Annotated in this window: 15 protein-coding genes; 5 read left to right on the forward strand and 10 right to left on the reverse strand. The window is 61.7% G+C overall.

Annotated elements, in window-relative coordinates; all coding sequences use genetic code 11:
- Nucleotides 1-2 precede the first annotated feature (2 nt).
- Nucleotides 3-3,050, reverse strand: a complete 3,048-nt coding sequence (locus A4C63_RS22915; RefSeq protein ID WP_063914728.1) for an aminotransferase class III-fold pyridoxal phosphate-dependent enzyme — start codon at nt 3,048-3,050, stop codon at nt 3-5.
- A 143-nt stretch (nt 3,051-3,193) separates the two neighbouring features.
- Between A4C63_RS22915 and A4C63_RS22920 the strand changes: the two genes are divergently transcribed.
- Complete coding sequence (locus tag A4C63_RS22920) at nt 3,194-3,634, forward strand: Lrp/AsnC family transcriptional regulator (RefSeq protein ID WP_063914729.1); 441 nt, start codon at nt 3,194-3,196, stop codon at nt 3,632-3,634.
- Nucleotides 3,635-3,673: 39 nt separating this feature from the next.
- Here the strand turns inward: A4C63_RS22920 and A4C63_RS22925 are convergent, their stop codons facing one another.
- Nucleotides 3,674-4,564, reverse strand: a complete 891-nt coding sequence (locus tag A4C63_RS22925; RefSeq protein ID WP_063914730.1) for a LysR family transcriptional regulator — start codon at nt 4,562-4,564, stop codon at nt 3,674-3,676.
- 127 nt (nt 4,565-4,691) lie between these two features.
- Here A4C63_RS22925 and A4C63_RS22930 point away from each other — a divergent pair, with 127 nt between their 5' ends.
- Nucleotides 4,692-5,522: an oxidoreductase gene (locus A4C63_RS22930; RefSeq protein WP_063914731.1), complete on the forward strand. Its 831-nt coding sequence runs from the start codon at nt 4,692-4,694 to the stop codon at nt 5,520-5,522.
- Nucleotides 5,523-5,809: 287 nt separating this feature from the next.
- Here the strand turns inward: A4C63_RS22930 and A4C63_RS22935 are convergent, their stop codons facing one another.
- The 3 genes from A4C63_RS22935 to A4C63_RS22945 form a co-directional block, all read right to left on the reverse strand.
- Nucleotides 5,810-6,310: a peroxiredoxin gene (locus A4C63_RS22935; RefSeq protein ID WP_063914732.1), complete on the reverse strand. Its 501-nt coding sequence runs from the start codon at nt 6,308-6,310 to the stop codon at nt 5,810-5,812.
- A 90-nt stretch (nt 6,311-6,400) separates the two neighbouring features.
- Complete coding sequence (locus A4C63_RS22940; RefSeq protein WP_063914733.1) at nt 6,401-6,820, reverse strand: DUF6691 family protein; 420 nt, start codon at nt 6,818-6,820, stop codon at nt 6,401-6,403.
- Between the two features lies 1 nt (nt 6,821).
- Entirely contained in the window at nt 6,822-7,259 is a 438-nt protein-coding gene (locus A4C63_RS22945) for a YeeE/YedE family protein (RefSeq protein ID WP_063914734.1), read from the reverse strand.
- Nucleotides 7,260-7,538: 279 nt separating this feature from the next.
- Here A4C63_RS22945 and A4C63_RS22950 point away from each other — a divergent pair, with 279 nt between their 5' ends.
- Nucleotides 7,539-8,111, forward strand: a complete 573-nt coding sequence (locus tag A4C63_RS22950) for a phosphoribosyltransferase family protein (RefSeq protein ID WP_063914735.1) — start codon at nt 7,539-7,541, stop codon at nt 8,109-8,111.
- Between the two features lies 1 nt (nt 8,112).
- Here A4C63_RS22950 and A4C63_RS22955 read toward each other — a convergent pair whose 3' ends face one another.
- From A4C63_RS22955 to A4C63_RS22975, 5 genes are all read right to left on the reverse strand, one after another.
- Complete coding sequence (locus A4C63_RS22955; protein WP_063914736.1) at nt 8,113-9,003, reverse strand: universal stress protein; 891 nt, start codon at nt 9,001-9,003, stop codon at nt 8,113-8,115.
- Nucleotides 9,004-9,100: 97 nt separating this feature from the next.
- Nucleotides 9,101-9,991, reverse strand: coding sequence for a universal stress protein (locus A4C63_RS22960; RefSeq protein ID WP_063914737.1), 891 nt, complete (start codon nt 9,989-9,991; stop codon nt 9,101-9,103).
- 28 nt (nt 9,992-10,019) lie between these two features.
- Nucleotides 10,020-11,639 carry a chaperonin GroEL gene (gene groL / locus A4C63_RS22965; protein ID WP_063914738.1) on the reverse strand — a complete coding sequence of 540 codons (1,620 nt, stop codon included), beginning with the start codon at nt 11,637-11,639 and terminating at the stop codon, nt 10,020-10,022.
- A 110-nt stretch (nt 11,640-11,749) separates the two neighbouring features.
- On the reverse strand, nt 11,750-14,032 hold the full coding sequence (locus A4C63_RS22970; RefSeq protein WP_063914739.1) for a heavy metal translocating P-type ATPase: 2,283 nt from the start codon (nt 14,030-14,032) through the stop codon (nt 11,750-11,752).
- 5 nt (nt 14,033-14,037) lie between these two features.
- Nucleotides 14,038-14,292, reverse strand: coding sequence for a hypothetical protein (locus A4C63_RS22975; protein ID WP_063914740.1), 255 nt, complete (start codon nt 14,290-14,292; stop codon nt 14,038-14,040).
- A 248-nt stretch (nt 14,293-14,540) separates the two neighbouring features.
- Here A4C63_RS22975 and ftsH point away from each other — a divergent pair, with 248 nt between their 5' ends.
- Together ftsH and A4C63_RS22985 are read left to right on the forward strand one after the other, a co-directional pair.
- Nucleotides 14,541-16,382: an ATP-dependent zinc metalloprotease FtsH gene (ftsH, locus tag A4C63_RS22980; RefSeq protein ID WP_063914741.1), complete on the forward strand. Its 1,842-nt coding sequence runs from the start codon at nt 14,541-14,543 to the stop codon at nt 16,380-16,382.
- A 28-nt stretch (nt 16,383-16,410) separates the two neighbouring features.
- Nucleotides 16,411-16,836 carry a potassium channel family protein gene (locus A4C63_RS22985; protein WP_063914742.1) on the forward strand — a complete coding sequence of 142 codons (426 nt, stop codon included), beginning with the start codon at nt 16,411-16,413 and terminating at the stop codon, nt 16,834-16,836.
- Nucleotides 16,837-16,991: the final 155 nt, after the last annotated feature.

Consider the following 16,991-nt stretch of genomic DNA (forward strand, 5'->3'; position numbering starts at 1 on the left):
CGTTATTTCAATGCCGCGATAAAGCTGTCTTTCAGCACGTCCAGCAGGAAGTCCGCATTGGCCCGGCTAAAGATCATTGACGGCCGCATTTTCAACACGTTGTCATGCGGGCCTTCGGTGCCGATCAACACGCCACGCGCCCTGGCACCATCTGCCACCTTCCTGGCCAGCGCCGTAGCCGGCGCCTTAGACTGCCGGTCAGTGACCAGCACGATGCCAAGGAACAGGCCCAGTCCGCGCACATCACCAATCACATCGAACTGCTGCTGAAGCTTGCGAAAACCGTCGAGCAGGTAGTTGCCAACGTTCAGGGCATTCTCTTTCAACTGGTCACGTTCGATTGCGTTGAGCACAGCCAGCCCCACCGCGCACGACACGGGGTTACCGCCGAAGGTATTGAAATATTCCATGCCGTTATTGAAGGCATCGGCAACCTCGCGCGTGGTCACTACCGCCGACATCGGGTGGCCGTTGGCAATCGGCTTGCCCATGGATACGGCATCCGGCACCACGCCCTGGGTCTCGAACGCCCACCAGTGGCTACCTACGCGGCCGAACCCGACCTGAACCTCATCGGCCAGGCACAGCCCACCTTCGGCGCGCACCATGGCGTATACCTCCTTGAGGTAGTGCTCGGGAAGGAACACCTGCCCTGCCACGCTCGGGATGGACTCCGCCAGGAAGAACCCAGGCGCCTTGCCGGCTTTGCGCATGGCCTGCAGTTGCTCGGCCACGGACTCGGCAAAGCGCTTGCCATGCTCTGCCACTGGCCAGTCCTCAGGGGCGTAGTAGCTGTCCGGAACCATCGCCTCGTAAACATGCGCCGCCCTGCCCTTGCCTGCCTTGCGCTTGTACTTGTACGGGCTCAGGTCGATCAGCTCCTGGGTGGTGCCGTGGTAAGCCCAGTCCAGTACGATCGCCTCGTCACGGCCGGTGTAGTTGCGTGCCATGCGCAGCATAAGGCTGTTGGCTTCACTACCCGAACAGGCAAAGGACGCAACGCACAGGCCCTCAGGGAGGGTTCCCGTCAGGCGCTCGGCGTACTCGACGATGTTGTCGTGCAGGTAACGGGTGTTGGTGTTGAGCAGCGCAGCCTGGCGCGCCAGGGCTTCTACCACGTCAGGATGGCTGTGGCCCAGGTGGCAGACGTTGTTGAAGCAGTCCAGGTAGGCCCGGCCAAAGTTGTCGATCAGCCACACGCCATCGCCACGCACGAACTTGATCGGGTCGGTGTACGAAATGGACAGGTTAGGCAGCAGCAGCTCTTTGCGCCTGGAGATGAGCTGTGCCTTCGTCATCCCTTCCTGGCGGTAGGTTTCGGGCGGGATACCGGCCAGCATCGAAGCGTCAGGGAACAGGTCGGCCCAGACTTCGCGGTATTCTGGCTCACCCACCCCGATGACTTCGCCCGCCGTCAGCTGGGTGTCGGTCGCTATTTGCAAATGCAGGTGCGCAATCCATCCGCCGTTTTCATGATCCGTGCCCATGTAGCCAACCAGTTCGCCGGCTTCGATCCTGTCGCCGGCGCTCAAGCGGTTGAGCACCTCATGGGCCATATGCCCCCATAGAGTCACGAATGCCGGGCAACCGGGTGGCGCGTGCTCGATCATCACCAACCCGCCATAGCCAAGCGGGTTGCGCTCTACTTCAACGCTTTTCACGGTGCCGGCGACGGGAGCGTACAACGGCGTATCTGCGGCCATCACCAGATCGACACCGACATGCAGTGTGCGGCGCTGGCCCTTGATGAAGCGCGACTCATAGGCGCTATCGGTATAGATGGTACGCAGCTCGCCCCACGGCCCGACCGCCAGCGGCACCTGGTGCGCAGTAGAGAACTCGTCCCACCAGCGGGCCGCATCTGCAGGGCGCTGTTCGGCTGAAGCAATGGTCATTTCGTGGCCAGCATCGCCAAATGGCGCAATCACCTTGTCAAGGATTGCGGCTGATGGCCGTACCAGGTCGGCAAAGGACTTGTGGTTATCCGCAAGCCAGCGGCGAACAGCGCCCGCACCCTCGATGGCATCGAAACCACAGGCCTTGCGCAGAATGCCGGTGGCCAAGCGTGGATTCATCGAATCCAGCTGCTCCAGCAGGCGCCAGGCGGGGGCCTCACTGATCGCCAGGTAGGGGTTGTCTTCTGTCTGATCATGCCGGGAAGCAGAGAACGTGACGCTGATGACCAGGCGCATGGCGATCAGGTTGAACAGCACATCGATTTCTTGCGGTTGCAGGGGGTACGTCTCATGGAAGCCGGCCACCAACGCAGCCGCAGCACCGACAGGGTCGTCCATGTCCAGAATGGCGTAGGCGCTGGCAATCGCCACTTCGGCAATCAGCACGGTATGCACTGCATCGCCGAAGTCGATGAAGCCGGTCACCTGACGGTTGGTTTCGGCGTCGACCAGTATGTTCCAGTCGTTGGCGTCGTTGTGGATCACCTGGGCGCGCAGCGATGCCAGCCTGGGCTGTACGCTTTGTTCGAAACGGGTGATGAACCGTTCGACAATCGCCCGACGCTCCGCACTCCGGATGAAATGCAGGCGTGACCGAGCTCCTGCGGCATGGCGCAAATCCCAATCCAGCTGCCGCACCGCACCGTGGTGCATGAACCCCTGCAGGGCGCGGTCGAGTTCACCCAGTGCCCGGCCAAAGTTCTTCATCAGCTCGAAGGAACGCTTGGCCTCTGCCAGTGGCGTCCCGGGTAACCAGCTGACCAGGCGCACAGCGTGCTTTTCACCTGTGGCACTGGCCACGGTTGGCAGAAAGTCGCCGGCAACACTTGCCTTCAGGTGAGGCACCCCCAGGTGAGCGCCCTGAACCGCCAGGTGGTCGAGCAGTGCGGTTTGAAACTCGCTTTCAACCCTGGGCTCGCTGGCATTGACGATCTTGAGAATCCAGCCTGCATCAGCGCCGGTGCTCAGGCGGTAGTTGCAATCACGCTCCCCGTCCAGAGGCGTTGCTGTGCCGGTGACGTTGAAGAGTTCCTGGGCAAGGCCCTCTGCATCGCCTGCCGAAAACCGAGGTGCCGGGTGGGATAGGTCTGTCATGTCATCACGTTCCGTGCGAGCAAATAGTTTTTTCAATAGCTTGTCACGCACGGCCGAAACGGACACCCTGCATACCGTCGTGATCGACAAGCATAATGCCGGTTCTCGCCGGCATAAAAACGGTGTGTTGATTAGGTGTTGCAATGCGTGACCTGGACGCAAAAGATCGTGAGATTCTGGAAATACTTTCGAAGGACGCTCGCATCGCCTTGAAGGCCTTGGCTGGCCGGATCGGTCTTTCCAGAAGTGCCACTACCGAGCGGGTATCCAACCTGGAGCGCAATGGGATCATTCGCGGTTATCGCGCGGACATCGGCGAAATCGATGCGAACGTAATCCGTGCGATCTTGCTGGTAACGCTGCATCGCACCCCGGCCATGGGGCTGCTCGACCAGTTGGCAACCGACGCGCGTGTGCGCCGCGTGTCCTCGGTGAGCGGCCAGCTCGACCTGGTGGTCGAAGTCGAGACCCGAACCATCGACGACCTCAACCAGGTACGGGACAATGTGGCACGCCACGAATCAGTGGATGACATAACCACTTCGGTCGTACTACGCCGTGATATCGACCGCCAGGGCGCATGACTGCCTGGTGCACGCCCGGGCGATCAGCCAGGCGTCCGGCTAGCGCTGCTCCCGTATGAAGTCGATAAAGGCCTTCAACGCCGCGGGCACCTGGCGGCGGCTCGGGTAGTACAGATACAACCCTGGGTAGTAGTGACACCAGTCCCCCAGTACCTGCCGCAAATGGCCACGCTCCAGGTGTTCCTTGACCATGTCTTCGAACACATAGGCCAGGCCGAGCCCTTGCAAGGCAGGCGCCAGCATCAGGCTGACATCGCTCAATACCAAGGGCCCCTGGACATCGACCTCCAACTGCACGCCCCCGCGCTCGAACTCCCATCGATAAAGTGCGCCACCAGGGAAGCGGTGCCCGATACAAGGCAGCTGCTTCAAGTCTTGCGGGTGCTGTGGAACAGGGTGCCGATCGAAGAACGCAGGCGCCGCTACCACGACCGAACGAAGGTAAGGGCCGATGGGGAGCGAGACCATATCCGCCTGGAGCCGCTCCCCCAGGCGCACGCCGGCATCAAAGCCGGTGCCCACCATGTCCACCAACGCATCGTCACTGACGATTTCCAGGCGTATATCCGGATACGCCGCCAGAAAACGATTGGCCAGGGGCAGCAGCGCGAGTTCCACTGCGGCGCGCCCGGCGGTAATGCGCAGGTTGCCCGACGGTTTGTCGCGGAAGTTGTTGAGGTCCTCCAGCGCGTCGGCGATGTCACGAAAGGCCGGTTGCAGCCTCTGGTAAAGACGCTCCCCGGCCTCGGTAAGCGCCACACTACGCGTGGTGCGGTTGAACAGGCGAACATCCAGGCGGGTTTCCAGGGCCCGCAGCGCATGGCTCAAGGCCGAAGGCGTAAGGCCCAGCTCGACCGCCGCGCGGCTGAAATTCAGGTGGCGGGCAATGCACAGGAACAGAGACAGGTCTGCGGTGCTGGTTGGTTTCATTGCTGAAATTCACTCAAAGGCCCATGTGATATTCATGGGATTATCACAGCAATGCACAGATTTTAAAGTTCGTTCAACTCATCAAGAAGGCCCGCATGGTGCAGGGTCGGATACAGGAGGAGTTGACATGCGTACCTGGCTCATTACTGGCGCTTCCCGCGGTTTCGGCACCCTGATCACCCAACAGGCCCTGGCAGCGGGTGACGCCGTCATTGCAACGGCGCGTAACCCGGAGGACATCCAGGCTCGTCTTGGCCAGCACCCGAACCTGCTGGCCGTGCGCCTGGATGTGACCCGCGAAGAGGACGCCCATGCGGCGGTCGCCGCTGGCATCAGGCATTTCGGGCAAATCGACGTGCTGGTCAACAATGCCGGGTTTGGCGTGCTCGGTGCGGTAGAAGAAACCAGCGCCAGCGAAACCGAACGGTTGTTCGCCACCAATGTTTTCGGGCTGCTCAACGTAACCCGCGCGGTACTGCCCCACATGCGTCGCCAACGCAGTGGCCACGTGATCAACATCTCGTCGCTCGGCGGCTACCAGGCCTACATGGGCTGGGGCGTGTATGGTTCGACCAAGTTCGCTGTCGAAGGCATCAGCGAAGCGCTGCACCAGGAACTGGCCCCCTTGGGGATCAAGGTGACCGTGGTCGAGCCGGGCTTCTTCCGTACCGACTTCCTGGACGACCAGTCGCTGGTGAAGACGGCCCTTGAGCTAGCTGACTACGCCGCCACCGTCGGTGTCATGCGCCACTACGCCGAGGCGGCCAACCATGCCCAGCCGGGCAACCCTGCGAAGCTGGCTGAAGCCCTGCTGGCCGTGGCCAATGCAGCGAACCCGCCACTGCGCCTGGCGCTGGGCAGCGATGCCGTCGCGCGCATCGAGGCCAAGAACAGCGCAGTGGAGCAAGAGCTGGCCCAGTGGCGGGACCTGTCCCTCTCTACCGACTTTGCTGCGTAGCCGTTACCTCGCACGTTCCTTGTGGGAGCGGGCGTGCCCGCGAACACCGGCGTAGCCGGTGCCATGCAACGCGTTGGCCATTTCGCGGGCTCGCCCGATCTCATAGAACTGCACATAACTCATTGAATTAGCAGGGACCGTGTGGGAGCGGCTTTAGCCGCGAACACCGGCGCAGCCGGTGCCACGCACCGCGTTGGATTCTTCACGGCTAAAGCCGCTCCCACAGGGTACGAGGATCGCTTGCGAAATCTCCCACAGGAACCGCGCATGCCTTCAGTGCTCACGAACTAACGCAGCAAAGCCAACATGCTTGCGGCATCGCTGCACTCGAACTTGCCGGGTGCTTCGACCGCAATGTGCTTGACCACCAGGTCGTCGACCAACATGGCATAGCGTTGCGAACGCCGGCCCATGCCGCGCGCAGAGAGGTCCTGCAACAGGCCCAGCGCCTCGCTGAACTCACCGTTGCCATCGGCAATCATTCTGACCTTCTCGCCCACCTGCAGGCTCGCGCCCCAGGCATTCATGACGAATGCATCATTGACTGAAACACAGAGAATTTCGGCAACCCCGGCGGCGCACAGGGCCTGTGCCGCAGCCACGTAACCCGGGACATGCCGCTCCGAACAAGTAGGCGTGAAGGCACCTGGCAAGCCGAAAATCACCACTTTCTTCTGTTTGCAGCGCTCATGCAGGGAAAACGCGTTCGGGCCGATCGCACAGGCGCCCTCGCCGTTGCTGTACTCGTAAAGCATTACGTCGGGCAGTGTGTCGCCGGCCTTGATCATCGCTGTCTCCTGGAGCGGTAAATGGCCAGGCATGATGCAGCAATCCCCCTGGGTACGTACATACACCGGTTTATTCAGACAACCCCGGAGTCAGGTGCCACGGCGTGTCTGAATCCACTGGAACAATGTCATGCCTCCCAGCATTGCAGCGACGAACAGCCAGGCCTGCCAGTAACCGGAAGGCAGCAGAACCAGTGCCGGCCCCGGGCAGATACCCGCAAGCCCCCAGCCAACGCCGAATACCAGGCTGCCACCAATAAGACGGCTATCCACATCGCGTCGCTCGGGCAACTGCATCACCCCACCCAGCAATGCCGTTGAATGTCGGCGCGCCCAGCGCATCGGCAACCAAACCGTGGCGATGGCCCCGATCATCACCAGCCCCAGCGAAGGGTCCCACTCTCCGGCAATGTCGAGGAAACCGAGCACCTTGGAAGGGTCGGCCATCCCCGCCAGCAATAACCCAACGCCGAACAGCACCCCGGCGATAAACCCACTGATGACAGGCATGTCAGCCCCCTTGTACAAGGTGTCGGACTACATACACCGTGGCAAAACCGGTTGCCATGAAGCACAGCGTTGCCACGGCCGAACGTGGTGACAGGCGAGAAAGGCCGCAGACGCCGTGGCCGCTGGTGCAACCACTGCCGTAGCGCGTGCCGAGGCCTACCAACAGCCCTGCCATGATGAGGGTCCCCGATGCCGCGGTGAACCGGGGGGACGGCACCGTGGCAAATACCCCCCACAACAGCGGTGCTGCCAGCAATCCCAAGAGAAAGGCCAGCTTTTCTCTGCGCCCTTCCCCGCCTCGCTGCAACATCGAACCAAGCAATCCACTGATTCCCGCAATACGGCCGTTCATCACCGCGAACAAACCAGCCCCCAGCCCGATCAACGCACCACCGGCCAGAGCGGACCATGGCGTGAAGGCCAGCGAATCAATCGCCATCGTGTTTCTCCCTGCAACAGGAACAAGAGAAGGATAAAGTTTCAACAAAAACAGAATAAATCCAAGATTATCCCGAATGCATACAAACCACTTTAAAGAGAGTCTCGCCTTAACGATATCCAGCCTTCGACTGGTGTGTCTGACCTGGATCAGAACTGACATTCAACGGACGGTAATACGTTGCCCTTGCTCTACCGACCACGAATTAACATTTATCAAGTCCACCCAGCGCTGCCTGGGTAAGCTTCCAGTGACCATTGTCCGGCTATAGGAAAAATCATGAACAGCCTCGCTCCCTCAAGGCTTCGCCTGTATGACGAGGAGGACCTGGACGGGGTGCTGCGCTCTATGGCCCGCCAGGCCTTGGCATACCTGCCTGCGTCCCATGTGGCCTTGGTGGGCATTCAGCGGCGCGGCGAGCCACTGGCGCGTCGCCTGCAAGTGCACCTGCAAGCACTGACCGGTGCGGCACCATTGCCGCTCTACCCGATCAAGGTCAAGCGCTATGCAGACGACCTCAGCATCCTGCACGCCCATACACAGCTCACCGGGAACCCTCAGCTCGGCAAGCTGGACCTTGCCGGTACCACCTTGCTGGTTGTCGATGACGTGCTCTACGAAGGGTACTCCTTGCTGCGAACCTGTGCTTATCTGGCCGAGCTGGGTGCGCGGCGTGTCGTCAGCGCAGTGCTCGTTGACCGACACGTCTGCCGCCAGCCGGTTCATGCAGATATCGTGGGCATTCACCTGCAGGTTGCGCCGCAGGATATCGTCGAATGCCATGTTCCGCCCTACGAGGCACAATTCTGTGTAGAAGTGGTGCGGAATGGGCGGACAGCCGATACAGCCTGAATCAGCTGGCAAGCACAGGCCTGATCGTCAGAATGCTGCACGGTGCATGGCTGACCAGCCGCTCGGTAGTATCACCGATCAGCTTGGCCCAACGCTTGGCCTGCACGACGCCGACCACCACCACATCGATCTTCAGCCCGACAACATAGGACTTGATGGTGCGCAATGGCGCGCCTTCGCTGAAATAGCGATGCATGTGGGGGATGCCATAGGCATCGGCCAGCTCATCGAACGGCAACTGCAGCGAATCGCGCACTTCGTCAGCCCAGGGGCCCGCAAGGTCGGGATTGGCCAGCATGGCGATAGGCAGGTCATAAGCCGAGAGCAGGTGCAGCTGGCCGTTGCATTGAGCCGCCAGTTGTTGGCCTGCCACAACCAGCGCATGGTTGAGGGCATCATTCTCCGGCGATAAGGTACCAACATCCACCGCTACGAGGATGTTGGCAGGCATGGCCGGGGCGTCCGCAGGTACGAACAACAGCGGCACCGCGCTCGCGTGCAACAGCACCTGGTCAAGCGAGGTCCGTGCAATCTGATCAAGCAAGGAGCAGCCGGGGCAACCTTTGATCACCAAGTCAGGTGCATAGCGGGCTATGTAAGCGGGTAACAGGTCACGCGGGCTGGAGGTTTCCACGGCCTCGAAACTTGGTCGCGCGCCCATGGCGGGTTGTTCATCGAGCACTGCCTGGAGCCCTGTACTGAAGTGCACGAAGAAGACCGAGGGCGACGGGGCCTCCTGCAAGTCCCGACGCAGACGCAGTTCGGCGGGTTCATGGATGCCCAGGACGTGCAAGGATGCTCCTGACGCCGCAGCCAATGCCATGGCTCGGCGCAGTGCGGCATTGGCCTGGACCTCGGTCATGATCAGCAGAATCCGGCGATACGGGTTCATCAGCCACCTCCCGGCACTGATACAGGGTTGCATGCCCTTGTCATTACAAGCTCCTTGCCAGAGGCCGGGATTAACTGCATGACCCCGGTCCAGGGCCCTACACGGCCAGAATGTTGCAGGATAGCTGGTACAAAACGTGCTCGGTGGTGCTACCAAACAGCCGGTCCAGCCCCTTGGCAAAAGGCCTGCCCATGACAATGACGTCCACAGGGTGAGTCTCCACGTATTCGCTGAGCACGGTGACCGGGCGGCCCAGGACGAAGTGGCGGCGTTCGGCCGGGGCGCCATAACGGTCGGCCAGCGCCCTGAAGTCAGCCTCGAGGGTCTGCCGCAACTGTTCGCCAACATCGCCAGCTGCCCACGTGGAGTAGCCCATATCGCCCATGTAGGCCATCGTCAGGTCACAGGCATGCAGCAGATCCAGTTGCGCGCCAGTCTGCAAGGCCAAGGCGTTGGCCTGCTGGACAATGCTGTCATTGCGTGCCTCGCCCTCAGGTGACGAATCCGCTACGTCCACTGCCGCCACTATCTGCCGTGGCAAGGCGGGCCTGGCAGCCCCCAATAGATAGATCGGGATCGGACAATGGCGCAGCAGCTTCCAGTCCAATGGGGTAAAGAAAGCTCGCTTGAGCACCGGCTCGTGATCGACCTGCTTGAGTAACAGATCCGGTTGCATTTCCAGCGCATGCTCCAGAATATCTGCCTGCAGATCGCTACTCCAGGCAACTTCGCTCGTTACATGCACGCCCGAAGCGCGTAGCCCTTGCGCCTGGCTTTCAAGCTGTTGCTGCTGGGATTGCAGGTAGGCCTGCCGCTCCGCTAGACGATCACCTGTCTCCAGGAACCTGAGTTTGTCCAGCGACTCCAGCAGGCCGACGATATGCAGGCTGGCCGAACTTGACCTGGCCAGGGCGGCAGTTTGCTCCAAAGCGCTGGACTGACGCAATGCCGGGTGCAGGATCAGCAGCAGGCGTTGATAGTGGCTCATGGGTGCCTCCAACGATCAGTTCGCCTGATCACTCAGGCAACGGGGGTTGCATCAAAGGCGGTGTCTTTTCGGGGATGTCGGTCATGGTTGCCTCGGTCAGCAGCAGGATACTGGCGACCGACACGGCGTTCTCGAGTGCGATGCGCACCACTTTGGTGGGGTCGATAATCCCGGCTTCATACAGGTCCACGTAGGCGTTGGCCGCGGCATCAAAACCGATGCTGCCCGTTTCGGCGAGCATGCGTGCCACCACCACGCCCGCGTCGACCGCGGAATTTTCGGCGATCATTCGCGCTGGAGCCTCCAGCGCCCGCCGCAGTATCTGCAGGCCAGTGCGCGTATCGCCTTCACTATCTGCTTCTTCGGCGAGCAGCACGGGCACGGCCTTGAGCAAGGCCAGGCCACCGCCTGGCACTATGCCTTCGGCAATAGCCGCACGGGTGGCGGCCAAGGCGTCATCCAACGCATCCTTGCGCGCCTTCATCTCCGCTTCGCTGGGTGCGCCCACACGTATCACTGCCACGCCGCCGGCAAGCCTTGCCAGGCGCTCATGAAGTTTTTCCCGGTCATAATCGCTGGTGCAGGCCTCGATCTGAGCCCGGATTTGCGCGATCCGTGCCGCCACGGCTTGCTGGGTTCCCTTGCCACCGATCAGCGCCGTGCTGTCTTTCAACACCACCGCACGGTGCACCTGGCCCAGCTGGGACAGCTGCAGCGTATCGAGATTGACGCCAAGCTCCGCTGAAACCAGGGTCGCCCCCGTGAGCACGGCGATGTCCTGCAGCATTTCCTTGCGCCGATCGCCATAGCCGGGAGCCTTCACCGCCACGGCTCGCAGCACCCCGCGAATCTGGTTGACCACCAACGTGGTCAGCGCCTCGCCGTCAATGTCCTCGGCGATCACCACCAGCGGCTGGCCGCTTTTCGCCACTTGCTCCAGCAAGGGCAGCAGGTCATTGAGTGCGCCTATCTTGTGGTCGCAAAGCAAGACACAAGCATCGGTCAGTTCTACCTGCATCTTTTCGGTATCAGTCACGAAGTAGGGAGACACATAACCTCGGTCAAAGCGCATGCCATCCATGATGTCGACCACGGTCTCGGTGGTTTTGGACTCCTCGACGCTGACCACGCCCTCGACCCCGACCTTCTCCAGGGCATCAGCGACCAGCTGACCGATCAATGGGTCGTTGTGCGCCGACAGGGTCGCCACCTGGGCCTTTTCCTTGAGCGTGCTGACCTGGCGTGATTGTGCCAGCAGCGATTTCATGACCAATGCCAGCCCCTTGTCCAGGCCACGCTTGAGGTCAATGGCACTGGCCCCTGCCACCACATTACGTACGCCATCGGCCAGTATCGCGTGGGCCAGGATAGTCGCAGTGCTGGTGCCATCGCCCACCGCCTCCCCGGTACGCTCGGCCGCCTGGCGCAGCATCTGGGCGCCGAGGTTCTCTTCCGGGTCCTGCAGATCGACCCGCTTGGCAATGGTCACTCCATCGTTGCAGACGGTCGGCCTCCCCCAACTGCTCTGCATCAGCACCGATTTGGATTTTGGCCCCAGGGTGACGCGTACGGCATCGGCAAGCTGAGTGGCACCACTTAGAATTTTTTCCCGCGCGGCCGAGCGGAACAGGATTTTGCTGTGGGCCATGGCGTCGCCTCCCATGCAGGTCAGGACTAATCGCGAATGCTGCCAGCATCTCGCCCCCCGCCCCCTGATGCTTGATTTTTGTCAACCCATCAGGGCAGCAGAAGCGCTGCTCAGCGGCGATCCAGATATCGATACAAGGCTTCTTCCTGGTCAAAGTGCAGCTTGGCCAGAGTATCCAGACGGATGAGCTGGTGCTGGATATCGTCGGCGCTCGGGCTGTCGGCCGCCTGGCTGAAATCCCGGCTCATGCACGACAGCAGATGGATGAGCCGAAAGATTTCCCGATGGGTATGGCTCATTGCCGACAGTGGATCTTCACCGGGAATGAAACGGCTCAACGCCGGATACAAGCGGCGTTCGTCATCGCGCTCGTGGCGCTCCAGCAGGTCGTGCAGCGCACCGACCAGTTCGCGCAGGTCGGCCCGAGCCTGCCCAGCAGGGCGCCTGGCGAAGTCACAAGCCATCTGGCCAAGTTGCGTCAGCAGCCCGTCGAGCTGCCGATGCTCATCCTGCATCCGATTCAGGTCTTCCACGGGGAGCCCGGTGTGCCGCCGGCCCGCCAAGGGGCCAAGCGCGCGCAAGGCGTTGATGATGATCAACAGGTCGATACCTTCCTGCAGCACCGCCCCCATCAGCGCTGGCAGGTAACCGGCTGCGGCGACCAGCATAGCCAGCAATGACAGGCTCATGCCCACCCATACCCCCTGCCGGGCGATATGCACGGCATGCCGGGCGATATCCAGTACCTCGACCAAACGATCGAGCCTGTCGACCAGCAGGACCACACCGGCCGCCTGCGCCGAGGCAGTAACCCCAGTGGCACCCATGGCAACTCCGACATCGGCTGCAGCCAACGCCGGGGCATCGTTGATGCCATCACCGACCATCAGCGTCGGTCCACTGCGGCAGCCTTGCTGGACCAGGCGAACTTTGTCCTGCGCAGAAAGCCCTGAACGAAGTTCGTCGATGCCCGCTGTCAGAGCAATCATCTCGGCCGTTTCCGGGCGATCTCCGGTCAGCATGACAATCTTGTCAATGCCGCGGGCACGTAGCAGACGCAGGGTCTGGGGTGTTTCCCGGCGCAGGTCGTCGGCAAGCCGCAGCACGGCTTTCAACGCACCGTCGACCGCCACGAAACTGCCACTGTTGGCCAGGTAGTCCAGTTGCTGTAAGCGCGCCTGAGCCCAGCTGCCATCATCTGTGCCGTTGCGCACGTAAGCCAGGGCCCCCAAGCGGACGGCTTTGCCCTGCACATTGCCGGCAAGCCCCAGGCCAGGGCTTTCCTGTACCTGTTGCGCAGGTGTCAGCGCCAGGTTGCGCAGACGGGCAGCGTGAACGATGGCCTGGGCAATCGGATGAGTGGAAGCCTGGGCCAACGACGCGGCCAGTTGCAAGATCTGCAAGGGCGTCCCCTCCCCTTTGATCTCGATCGATTGCAACTGGGCATGGCCGCTGGTCAGGGTGCCGGTCTTGTCGAGGAACACATGACGGATCCCGGCCAGCGCTTCCAGCACCTCGCCATCGCGCACGAGGATGTTGCGCCGCGCGGCTCTGGAAATACCTGACAGCATGGCTATCGGTACTGCCAGTATCAGTGGGCAAGGCGTGGCAACCACCAGCACAGCCAGCACCCGTTGCACATCGCCACTGGCCCACCAAGCCAGCGCGGCGATGAACAGCGTCAGCGGAATAAGCGCCAGCGCGTAACGGTCGGCCAAGCGCACGAAGGGGGCTCGTGACTGGCGTGCTGTTTCGGCCAGACGCACGATGCCGGCATAGGTGCTCTGCGCGGCGGTGTGCGTGGCCAGCAACAGCAACGGCGCGCCCGCGTTGATCACACCGCTGGGCACGGACTCGCCAGCATGGCGGGTGACGGGTAACGATTCGCCAGTCAACGCAGCCTCGTCGAGGGTCGCCTGTTCCGTCTGCAGGCGTCCGTCCACCGGTACCACTTCACCAAGTCGCACCAGCACGACCTGGCCAGGCCGGACTTCGCTCACGGGCACCTCTCGCAGCCTGTCGTGCTCCTGAACCCAGGCCCGTTGGGGAGCCCTGTCGATCAGTGCGCGCAACTCGCGCTCGGCATGACGCAAACTGAGCGCCTCCAACGCACGGCCGGTGGCAAGCATGAGTGCGGCCACCGCCCCCACCAGCATCTGCTCCAGAGCCAAGGCTGCGCCGATAGACATCAGCGCGATCAGATCGATGCCCGCCTCGCGTCTGGCCAGGCGCTGAGTCATCTCCACCGCCAGCACCACTGCCATGATCGCGCTGCCACCGGCCCAGATCACAGAGGCCCAGGCGGGCTGTTGCGCCGCATAGGCCAGCCCACCGGCCAGCAAGGCCAGAACACACACCAGCAACAGGACCGGGTCTAGCCATCGACGTGACATGGCGGCTACTTGTGCTTGGCCTGGCGGAGCAACTGCTGGATCTGGTCCTCGGCCTGGGTCGCCCTGCGCAGCGCCTCGTTGGCGGTCTGCTCGACCAGATCGATCCGGTAGCAGACCTGGTCGGCTCGCAGCCTGGCGGTCGCCGCGTTGTTTTCAGCCGACTCCAGACGTGCATCGTATTCCTCGGCAGGCCAACGCGTACATCCCAGGGAGGATGCCAGCAGCAGGCTCGTCAATCCGCCAAGCAGATAGCGTTGCATGTAGATGCCCTTTCGCGTGCCCAAGACATCCTGAGTATCGACAGCACCGCCCGCGGCAGCCTGACATTTATCAATCTCATGAGGTATCTGTCAGCGCGTCACCTTGACCTTTGTCAATCGCCCAACAACGCTGGAGCGTAGAAAAAGGGCTCAAGGCATTCCAACCCACTACTGGATCTGATGCTGGAGCTCATCATGAGCGACCTGGAACTGCGCAACCTGGTACTCAGCCCAGAGGAGGGATGACCATGAACAAGGGTCAGCCATGGAAATTCTATTTCCTGGCCATCGGGCTGTCGGTGCTGGCCGCAGTTCAACTCGGCCTGTTCAACCGGCCAGCGGTGCAGGCCATTCCTTACAGTCAGTTTTTACAGCTGCTGGAACAGCAGAAAGTCAACGACCTGCGCATCGAGCACGACCGCATCCTGGGCAGGCTGCAGGAACCCATCGATGGACATTCGCTGTTTTCCACGGTGCGTATCGACCCGGTGCTCAGCGAGCAGCTAGGGCGATCGGGGGCGGTGTTTACCGGCGTCGCCGAGGACAGCGCGCTGGCCACCACGGTGGGCTGGCTCATGCCACTGCTGATGATGCTGGTTTTGTGGTACTTCCTGTTCCATGGGCTTGGTGAAAAACAGGGCCTGGGCGGGCTGATGGGTGTAGGCAAGTCACGCGCCCGCGTCTATGTCGAGCGCGATATCAAGGTGACCTTTGCCGATGTTGCCGGCATAGACGACGTCAAGGATGAGCTGACCGAGATCGTCGCGTTCCTGAAGAACAAGGCGTGGTATGCCCGCCTTGGCGCTCACGTGCCCAAGGGTACGTTGCTGGTCGGTCCTCCCGGTACCGGCAAGACCTTGGTCGCCAAGGCCATTGCTGGCGAAGCGGCGGTCCCGTTCTTTTCCATTTCCGGGTCGGAGTTCGTCGAGATGTTCGTGGGCGTGGGCGCTGCGCGGGTTCGCGATCTTTTCGACCAGGCACGCCAGGCGGCGCCTTGCATCATCTTCATCGATGAGCTGGACGCCTTGGGCAAGATGCGTGGGCTTGGCAGCCTTGGCGGCAATGATGAGAAGGAGCAAACGCTCAATCAACTGCTGGCCGAACTGGATGGCTTTGACGCGCGCGAAGGCGTCGTGCTGCTGGCGGCAACCAACCGCCCCGAAGTGTTGGATCCGGCGCTGCTGCGCGCAGGACGGTTCGATCGGCAGATTCTCATCGACAGGCCCGACCGCAAAGGTCGCCTGGCGATTCTCAAGGTGCACTTGCACAAGATCGTCTACAAGAACGACCTGGACTGCGAGCGCATTGCCGAAATCACGCCAGGCCTGACCGGTGCAGACCTGGCTAACCTGGTGAACGAAGCGGCCATCATCGCCACGCGGCGTGCCAGCCAGTGGGTCGAACTGCAGGACTTCACTGCTGCCGTCGAGCGCCTGGTCGCGGGTGTGGAACGCAAGGGCAACGTGCTGCGCGACGATGAACGTCAAGTGGTCGCGTACCATGAAATGGGGCACGCCTTGGCGGCGAGCAGCCTGCCAGCGATGGACCCAGTGCACAAAGTCTCGATCATCCCCCGCGCCGCTGGCTCGCTGGGTTATACCCTGCAACGGCCCACCGATGACCGTTTCCTGATCAGCGCACAGATGCTCCGTGACCGTATCGTCGTGATGATGGCCGGGCGCGCTGCCGAAAACCTGGCATTCGGCCAGGTCTCGACCGGTGCCGCCGACGACCTGGGGCGCGCCACTGACATAGCCCGGCAGCTGATCACGCGCTTCGGCATGAGCGCGGAGCTGGGCCAGGCGGTGCTGGAGCGGCAGCAGGCCGGTTATCTGGGCGAGTCGGTGTTGCGCCAGGAGCGCAAGGACTATTCTGAACAGACCGCACGGGAGATCGACCTGGGCATTCGTGGCTTGCTGGAAGAGGCCTACAGCCGTGCCCGGGTGTTGCTCGAACAGCGCCGGGCAGATCTCGACGCCGGAGCACGCCTGTTACTGGCCAAGGAGACCATCACCCCCGAAGAATTCCCGGCGCTGCTGCCGCTGGTCAAGGAACCTGTCACCTACCCGCTACTCGACACAGCCAAATGACGCTCCGCTCCTGATCAGGATAGCGACCATGCTCACCGTCACATTCATCAACATGCTGGTGGTCATACTGGTGGTAATCATTCACTACGAATGCTTGCTGCGTCTGAATGACTGGCTACCGCAGCTGAAATTGTGGAGCCGATTCCGAATAGTCGCGGGTGTGTTCGGCGCGCTGCTGGCCCATGCCCTGGAGGTCTGGTGTTTTGCCTTGGCCTATTACCTGATGGCTCACGCTGATGGCTGGGGCACGCTCAGTGGCAATTTCGATGGCAGCTTCCTGGATTGCGTGTACTTTTCCTTCACCACCTACACCACCATCGGCTTCGGCGACATCGCCCCTACCGGGCACCTCAAATACCTCACTGGCTTGCAGGCATTGACCGGCCTGGTGCTGATCACCTGGACAGCTTCGTTCCTGTTCCTGGAAATGCAGAAGTACTGGAAAGCCAAATAGCGGTGGTTCAGTCGTTTGGCGGGCGCGTGCAGTGCCATTGCGCAACGTCAGGCACGTCTTCACCATGCTCGATCAGTCTTGGGGCCGGAGGCAACCCTGCGTTTATCAATCTGCTAGCGGCTACCATCGCTGCCCCTTTGATCCTGATCAAGGTC

The sequence above is a fragment of the Pseudomonas sp. p21 genome (genome assembly GCF_001642705.1).
Lineage (GTDB): Bacteria > Pseudomonadota > Gammaproteobacteria > Pseudomonadales > Pseudomonadaceae > Aquipseudomonas.

Coding starts and splice junctions, on each gene's coding strand:
- A4C63_RS22950 (WP_063914735.1), top strand. CDS start 7,539: ATGAACAGCCTCGCTCCCTCAAGGCTTCGCCTGTATGACGAGGAGGAC.
- A4C63_RS22925 (WP_063914730.1), bottom strand. CDS start 4,564: ATGAAACCAACCAGCACCGCAGACCTGTCTCTGTTCCTGTGCATTGCC.
- A4C63_RS22940 (WP_063914733.1), bottom strand. CDS start 6,820: ATGCCTGTCATCAGTGGGTTTATCGCCGGGGTGCTGTTCGGCGTTGGG.
- A4C63_RS22945 (WP_063914734.1), bottom strand. CDS start 7,259: ATGGCGATTGATTCGCTGGCCTTCACGCCATGGTCCGCTCTGGCCGGT.
- A4C63_RS22985 (WP_063914742.1), top strand. CDS start 16,411: ATGCTCACCGTCACATTCATCAACATGCTGGTGGTCATACTGGTGGTA.
- A4C63_RS22920 (WP_063914729.1), top strand. CDS start 3,194: ATGCGTGACCTGGACGCAAAAGATCGTGAGATTCTGGAAATACTTTCG.
- A4C63_RS22915 (WP_063914728.1), bottom strand. CDS start 3,050: ATGACAGACCTATCCCACCCGGCACCTCGGTTTTCGGCAGGCGATGCA.
- A4C63_RS22955 (WP_063914736.1), bottom strand. CDS start 9,003: ATGAACCCGTATCGCCGGATTCTGCTGATCATGACCGAGGTCCAGGCC.
- A4C63_RS22970 (WP_063914739.1), bottom strand. CDS start 14,032: ATGTCACGTCGATGGCTAGACCCGGTCCTGTTGCTGGTGTGTGTTCTG.
- A4C63_RS22975 (WP_063914740.1), bottom strand. CDS start 14,292: ATGCAACGCTATCTGCTTGGCGGATTGACGAGCCTGCTGCTGGCATCC.
- A4C63_RS22935 (WP_063914732.1), bottom strand. CDS start 6,310: ATGATCAAGGCCGGCGACACACTGCCCGACGTAATGCTTTACGAGTAC.
- ftsH (WP_063914741.1), top strand. CDS start 14,541: ATGAACAAGGGTCAGCCATGGAAATTCTATTTCCTGGCCATCGGGCTG.
- groL (WP_063914738.1), bottom strand. CDS start 11,639: ATGGCCCACAGCAAAATCCTGTTCCGCTCGGCCGCGCGGGAAAAAATT.
- A4C63_RS22960 (WP_063914737.1), bottom strand. CDS start 9,991: ATGAGCCACTATCAACGCCTGCTGCTGATCCTGCACCCGGCATTGCGT.
- A4C63_RS22930 (WP_063914731.1), top strand. CDS start 4,692: ATGCGTACCTGGCTCATTACTGGCGCTTCCCGCGGTTTCGGCACCCTG.